A 6258-nucleotide genomic window follows, 5' to 3' on the forward strand; every position below is an offset into this window, starting at 1 on the left:
GAGGAGGGGTACGACGTCGTCGGGGAGGCCGGCGACGGGGAGACCGCCGTGCGCCTCGCCGAGGAGCTGACCCCGGATCTCGTGATCCTGGACATCAAGATGCCGATCATGGACGGGCTGGCGGCCGCCGAGCGGATCGCCGGGGCGAAGATCGCGCCGGTGGTCATTCTGACCGCGTTCAGCCAGCGGGATCTGGTGGAGCGGGCGCGGGCGGCCGGGGCGATGGCCTATCTGGTGAAGCCGTTCCAGAAGTCGGACCTGGTGCCGGCGATTGAGATCGCGCTCTCCCGCTACTCGGAGATCTCCGCGCTGGAGTCGGAGGTGGCGGGGCTGACCGACCGGCTGGAGACGCGCAAGTCGGTGGAGCGGGCCAAGGGCGAGCTGATGACGAAGTATCAGATGACCGAGCCGCAGGCGTTCAAGTGGATCCAGCGGACGGCGATGGATCACCGCATGACGATGCGTGAGGTCGCCGATCGCATCCTTGCGGAGGGTGAGGACACGCCTGCGTCCTGATTGGTTGTTACACCTTCTCCGTACGGGGATCACCGCACGTAACGGTTCGGTGAATGCCCGAGTGAACTCTTACCTCTGAACATGAGGGTGGGATAACGTCCCGCCCCATGACGGGCGCAGTGGGGGCGGGGCGGCGCGCAAGTGCCAATCGACCTGCGGTGGCTCGACGGGTTCGGTATGGAGGAGGGTTCCAACCTTGAGGCAGGTCTTCGCACGAGCCATCAGCGGCCTGGCCGTGATCGGCCTCGTCGCCGGCGCCGCTGCTTGTAACAGCAGCAGCGGCGATGACGACTCGGCCAGCGGCGGTAACTGCGGCTACAAGCTCGCATATTTCGGCGCGCTGACGGGTTCGTCGGCGAACCTCGGCGTGAACATCGAGCAGGGCTTCGAGCTCGCGATCAACCAGTACAACGAGAAGAAGGGCTCCGACTGCATCACGGTCGCGAAGTTCGACTCTCAGGGTGAGCCGGCCGTGGCGCCGGGTGTCGCCCGCCAGCTGGTCGCCGACAAGAAGATCCTGGGCATCGTGGGTCCGCCGTTCTCCGGTGAGTCCGAGGCCGCCGACCCGATCTTCGAAGAGGCCGGCATCCCGACCATCAGCCCCTCGGCGACGCGGGTCTCGCTCGCGGCCAACGGGTGGAAGACGTTCCACCGCGCGGTGGCGAACGACGACTCGCAGGGTCCGGCCGCCGCGGCGTACATCAAGGACACGCTGAAGGCCGCCAAGGTCTTCGTGGCCGACGACCAGTCCGCGTACGGTGCCGGCCTGGCCGACATCGTGAAGAAGACGCTGGGCAGCGCGGTCGTCAACTCGGACAAGACCGAGGCCGACGGCAAGCAGACCGACTTCTCGGCGGTCGTGCAGAAGGTCGTCAGCAGCGGCGCGACGGTGATGTTCTACGGCGGTTACTACCAGAACGCCGGTCTGATCCGTAAGCAGCTGACCGCCGCGGGCTGGAAGGGCACGCTGGTCGGTGGCGACGGCATGAAGGACGCCGGCCTGGCCAAGGCCGCCGGTAACGCCGCCGCCGTGGGCACGATCGTGACCTGCCCGTGCTCGCCGCCGGAGAAGGCGGGCGGCACGTTCGTCACGGACTACAAGGCCAAGTGGGGCGTCGACGCCGGTACGTACTCGGACGTCGCCTTCGACGCCGCGAACATCTACCTGCAGGGCATCGACGCCGGCAACACCACGGCGGAGAAGATGAACACCTTCCTGTCGACGGTGAACTACCAGGGCATCGCGAACACCTACAAGTTCACCGAGACCGGTGAGCTGGACCCCAGCCTGATCAAGGTGTGGACGTTCAAGTTCGACGCAACGGGCAACCAGGTCGCGGACCAAGAGGTGAAGGTCACCCCCTGATTCCGCTGTAACTCGCTGTAGGGCCGGTGCGGCCGGATGATCTCCGGCCGCACCGACCTCTTCGTTTCAGGAGCCCCTTGTGGATTTTTCCGGTCTGATCCAGGATTTCGGACCGCTGACGATCACGGGTCTCGCCCAGGGAGCGATCATCGCGCTCTTCGCCCTGGGCTACACCCTGGTGTACGGCGTGCTTCGCCTGATCAACTTCGCTCACTCCGAGGTCTTCCTGCTCGGGTCCTACGCGTGTCTCGTCGTGTGGGGCTTCTTCGGGCTCGACCAGAACTCGGCTACCCCCAGTGTCATCGCTGTCATCGGTTTCCTGTTGCTGGGGCTGGTGGCTGCCATCGTTGTCTCCGGCCTGACCGCGCTCGGCGTGGAGCTGGTCGCGTACCGTCCGCTGCGCCGGCGTAACGCGCCGCCGCTGGCGTTCCTGATCACCGCGATCGGTGCCTCGCTGTTCATCTCCGAGACCGTCGGCGTGATCACCCAGCGCAACATCAAGGCGGTTCCGCCACTGATCCGCCCGGCCGACGTCTTCGTGATCGGCAACATGCATGTGACGAACCTGCAGATTCTGATCATCGTGCTGGCGCTCGTGATGATGTTCGTGCTGGACCGCTTCATCAACCGGTCGCGCCTGGGCCGGGGCATCCGGGCCGTGGCGCAGAACCCGGACAGTGCCGCCCTGATGGGTGTCAACAAGAGCCGGGTCATCGCGCTGGTGTTCCTCATCGGTGGTCTCATGGCCGGCATCGCGGCCGTCATGTACGACCTGAAGATCGGTGTCACGCGGTTCGACGCCGGCTTCCTGCTGGGCATCGAGGCGTTCACCGCGGCCGTGCTCGGTGGCATCGGCAACCTGCGGGGCGCGCTGCTCGGCGGCCTGCTGCTGGGTGTGCTGCAGAACTACGCGGCGGGCCTGTTCGGTACGCAGTGGCTGCACGCCGCGTCGTTCGTCCTGCTGGTCCTGATCCTGCTGGTCCGCCCGACGGGCCTGCTGGGTGAGTCTCTCGGGAGGGCCCGGGCATGACGACTACAACAGAAACACAGAAGAAGACGAGCTGGCGCGGCAACGGCGGCGTCCGCGGCTGGTACGGCCGGCAGAGCCTGGTCGTCCGCGTCCTGCTGGGCATCGCGTTCACGGTGCTGGCGGTGCTGCTGCCCTATGCCGGGGACATCCCGGTCATCGGGCCGCAGATCATCACCGAGGGCATCGACTGGCCGAGCGCCCTGTTCAACATGTCCTACTACGTTCTGCTGGCGCTCGGCCTGAACGTCGTGGTGGGCTTCGCCGGCCTGCTCGACCTGGGGTACGTCGGCTTCTTCGCGGTGGGCGCGTACACGGTGGCGTTGTTCACGTCGCCGGACAGCGTGCTGCACACCGAGTGGAAGTGGCTGGCGGCGATCCCGGTCGCGCTGGCGGTCACGATGATCTCGGGTCTGATCCTGGGCTGGCCGACGCTGCGGTTGCGCGGTGACTACCTGGCGATCGTGACGCTCGGCTTCGCGGAGATCATCCGCATCTTCGCGACCAGCTCGGAGACGCTGCGTGGCGACCGGGGCTTCTCGGACCTGCCGCACCCGCCGGGGGCCTACTCCGACGGCAAGCCGATCTTCGGGGTGGCGGACGCGACGCCGTACTACTGGCTGGGTCTGGCCGTGATCATCGTGGTGATCTTCGCGGTGCGCAACCTCGACCGCAGCCGGGTCGGCCGCTCGTGGCTGGCGATCCGCGAGGACGAGGAAGCCGCCGAGATCATGGGCGTGCGGACGATCAAGTACAAGCTGTGGGCGTTCGCGATCGGCGCGTTCATCGGCGGCCTGGGCGGCGTGATGTTCGCCGGGCAGCAGGGCTTCATGAACTCGCAGACGTTCCAGCTGCAGTTCTCGATCCTGGTGCTGGCGGGCGTGGTCATGGGTGGCTCCGGCAACATCTTCGGGGCGATCCTGGGCGGCGCGCTGATCTCGTACATCCCGGACCGGCTGCGCGGCATCGAGGACCCGATCTGGCACACGGACCTGTTCGGGTTCCGGTTCGCGATCTTCGGTGCGGTGATCATCGCGATCATGATCTTCCGGCCGCAGGGCCTGATCCCGAGCCGTCGCCGGGCGATGGAGCTCAAGGACCGTGAGAAGGAGGTGGCTCCCCAGTGAGCGAGCCTCACATCGAGACGCCGCAGGAAGCCGACGACGCGAACGCGAAGCCGGTGGACCGGCCCGCGCCGACCGGGGCGGGCGCGCCGGCGGACAAGCCGGCGGACACGAACAGCGACGTGCTGCTGGAGATGGAGAACGTCACGCTGCGCTTCGGCGGCGTCGTGGCGCTCAACGACGTCAGCTTCGCGCTGCGCAAGGGCGAGATCTTCGGTCTGATCGGCCCGAACGGCGCCGGCAAGACCACGTGCTTCAACGCGATGACCGGCGTCTACCGGCCGACCTCCGGGGCGATCCGGTTCCGCGGCGAGTCGATCGTCGGCAAGAAGAAGCACGAGATCACCCGGGGCGGCATCGCCCGGACGTTCCAGAACGTGCGGCTCTTCCCGGAGATGACCGCGCTGGAGAACGTCATGGTCGGTGCCGACGCGCACCACAAGACCAGCGTGATCAGCGCCCTGTTCCGGCTGCCGCGCTTCTGGAAGGAAGAGCACTCGGGCCGGGCGAAGTCGCTCGAGCTGCTGCGCTTCGTGGGCATCGAGCACCGCGCGGGGGAGGTCTCCCGCAACCTGTCGTACGGCGAGCAGCGCCGGCTGGAGATCGCCCGCGCGCTGGCGACCGACCCGACCCTGCTGTGCCTGGACGAGCCGGCGGCGGGCTTCAACCCGGCGGAGAAGGCGGAGCTGCTCGAGCTGATCCGCAGGATCCGGGACACCGGGGTGACCGTGCTGCTCATCGAGCACGACATGCGGCTGGTCATGGGCGTCACGGACCGGATCGTGGTGCTGGAGTTCGGCAAGAAGATCGCCGAGGGTACGCCCGCCGAGGTGCGGGACGACCCGAAGGTGATCGCGGCGTACCTGGGGGTCCCGACCGATGCTGCTTGAGTTGCAGGACATCACCCTGCTGTACGGGCGGATCCAGGCCCTGCACGGCATCAGCCTGACCGTCGAGCAGGGGGAGATCGTCGCGCTGATCGGGGCCAACGGCGCCGGCAAGTCGACGACGATGCGGGCCATCTCGGGACTGCGCCCGGTCGCCCAGGGTAAGATCATCTTCGACGGTGAGGACATCACGAAGATGCGCGCCGACCTGCGGGTCGTGCGCGGGGTCTCGCAGTCGCCGGAGGGCCGGGGGATCTTCCCGGGCATGACGGTCCGCGAGAACCTCGAGATGGGGGCCTACACGCGGCGCAACCGGGCCGAGATCGACGAGGACCTCGACCGGGCGTTCACGCTGTTCCCCCGGCTCAAGGAGCGGGAGAAGCAGGTCGGTGGCACGATGTCCGGCGGCGAGCAGCAGATGCTCGCCGTGGGCCGCGCGCTGATGAGCCGGCCCAAGCTGCTGCTGCTCGACGAGCCGTCGATGGGCCTGGCACCCATGCTCATCCAGCAGATCTTCGACATCATCGTGGAGATCAACCAGCAGGGCACGACCGTCCTGCTGGTCGAGCAGAACGCCCAGCAGGCTCTGTCGCGCGCGCACCGGGCGTACGTGCTGGAGACCGGCAGCATCGTCAAGTCCGGCACCGGCGCCGAGCTGTTGCACGACCCCTCGGTGAAGGACGCCTACCTCGGCGTCGCCTGACCCCCACACTAGGGAGTGGACATGTTCCGCATCACTACTGGCCGCCGGGCGATCCTCGGCGTGGCCGTCGCGGCCGCGATGACCGTGTCGCTGGCCGCCTGCGGCGAGGAATCCTCCGACGAGCCGGGCAGCGGCACCGCCCCGGTGCCCTCGGCGTCCGCCGACACGAGCCTGGCGGACAAGGTGCCGGCCGACATCAAGGCGGCGGGCAAGCTCGTCATCGGTACGGACTCCACGTACGCCCCGAGCGAGTTCCTCGACACCGACGGCAAGACCGTGGTCGGCTTCGACGTCGACCTGTTCAACGCCGTCGCGCAGAAGCTGGGCCTGACCACCGAGTGGCAGTCGGCGAAGTTCGACGCGATCATCCCGGCGGTCGTGTCGAAGAAGTACCAGGTGGGCGTCTCGTCGTTCACGATCAACGCCGACCGCCTCAAGGAGTCGACGATGATCTCGTACTTCTCCGCGGGCACCCAGTGGGCGACCAAGTCGGGCGCCACGATCAGCCCGGACGACGCCTGTGGCAAGAAGGTCGCCGTCCAGGTCGGCACGGTGCAGCTGGACGACATCACCGCCAAGTCGAAGAAGTGCACCGACGGCGGCAAGAAGGCCATCACCATCGACCAGTACCAGTC

General features: G+C 67.5%; 7 protein-coding genes. All 7 read left to right on the forward strand.

Going from position 1 to position 6258, the window contains the following annotated elements:
• A partial coding sequence (locus tag RBH18_RS42630) for an ANTAR domain-containing response regulator (RefSeq protein WP_306216221.1) occupies positions 1 to 516 on the forward strand: 516 nt, incomplete at its 5' end.
• A 196-nt stretch (positions 517 to 712) separates the two neighbouring features.
• Positions 713 to 1882 carry a branched-chain amino acid ABC transporter substrate-binding protein gene (locus tag RBH18_RS42635; RefSeq protein WP_306216222.1) on the forward strand — a complete coding sequence of 390 codons (1170 nt, stop codon included), beginning with the start codon at positions 713 to 715 and terminating at the stop codon, positions 1880 to 1882.
• Positions 1883 to 1961: 79 nt separating this feature from the next.
• Positions 1962 to 2912, forward strand: a complete 951-nt coding sequence (locus RBH18_RS42640) for a branched-chain amino acid ABC transporter permease (RefSeq protein WP_306216223.1) — start codon at positions 1962 to 1964, stop codon at positions 2910 to 2912.
• Entirely contained in the window at positions 2909 to 4036 is a 1128-nt protein-coding gene (locus RBH18_RS42645; protein ID WP_306216224.1) for a branched-chain amino acid ABC transporter permease, read from the forward strand. Before RBH18_RS42640 ends, RBH18_RS42645 begins: the two co-directional genes overlap by 4 nt.
• A 131-nt stretch (positions 4037 to 4167) precedes the next feature.
• Complete coding sequence (locus RBH18_RS42650) at positions 4168 to 4923, forward strand: ABC transporter ATP-binding protein (protein ID WP_306216227.1); 756 nt, start codon at positions 4168 to 4170, stop codon at positions 4921 to 4923.
• The gene (locus RBH18_RS42655; RefSeq protein WP_306216225.1) at positions 4913 to 5623 is read left to right on the forward strand and encodes an ABC transporter ATP-binding protein; all 711 of its coding nucleotides are present in this window, start codon (positions 4913 to 4915) and stop codon (positions 5621 to 5623) included. Before RBH18_RS42650 ends, RBH18_RS42655 begins: the two co-directional genes overlap by 11 nt.
• A 21-nt stretch (positions 5624 to 5644) precedes the next feature.
• The coding region (locus RBH18_RS42660; protein ID WP_306216226.1) for a transporter substrate-binding domain-containing protein at positions 5645 to 6258 on the forward strand (614 nt) is incomplete at its 3' end.

The sequence above is a fragment of the Actinoplanes oryzae genome (genome assembly GCF_030757795.1).
GTDB lineage: Bacteria > Actinomycetota > Actinomycetes > Mycobacteriales > Micromonosporaceae > Actinoplanes.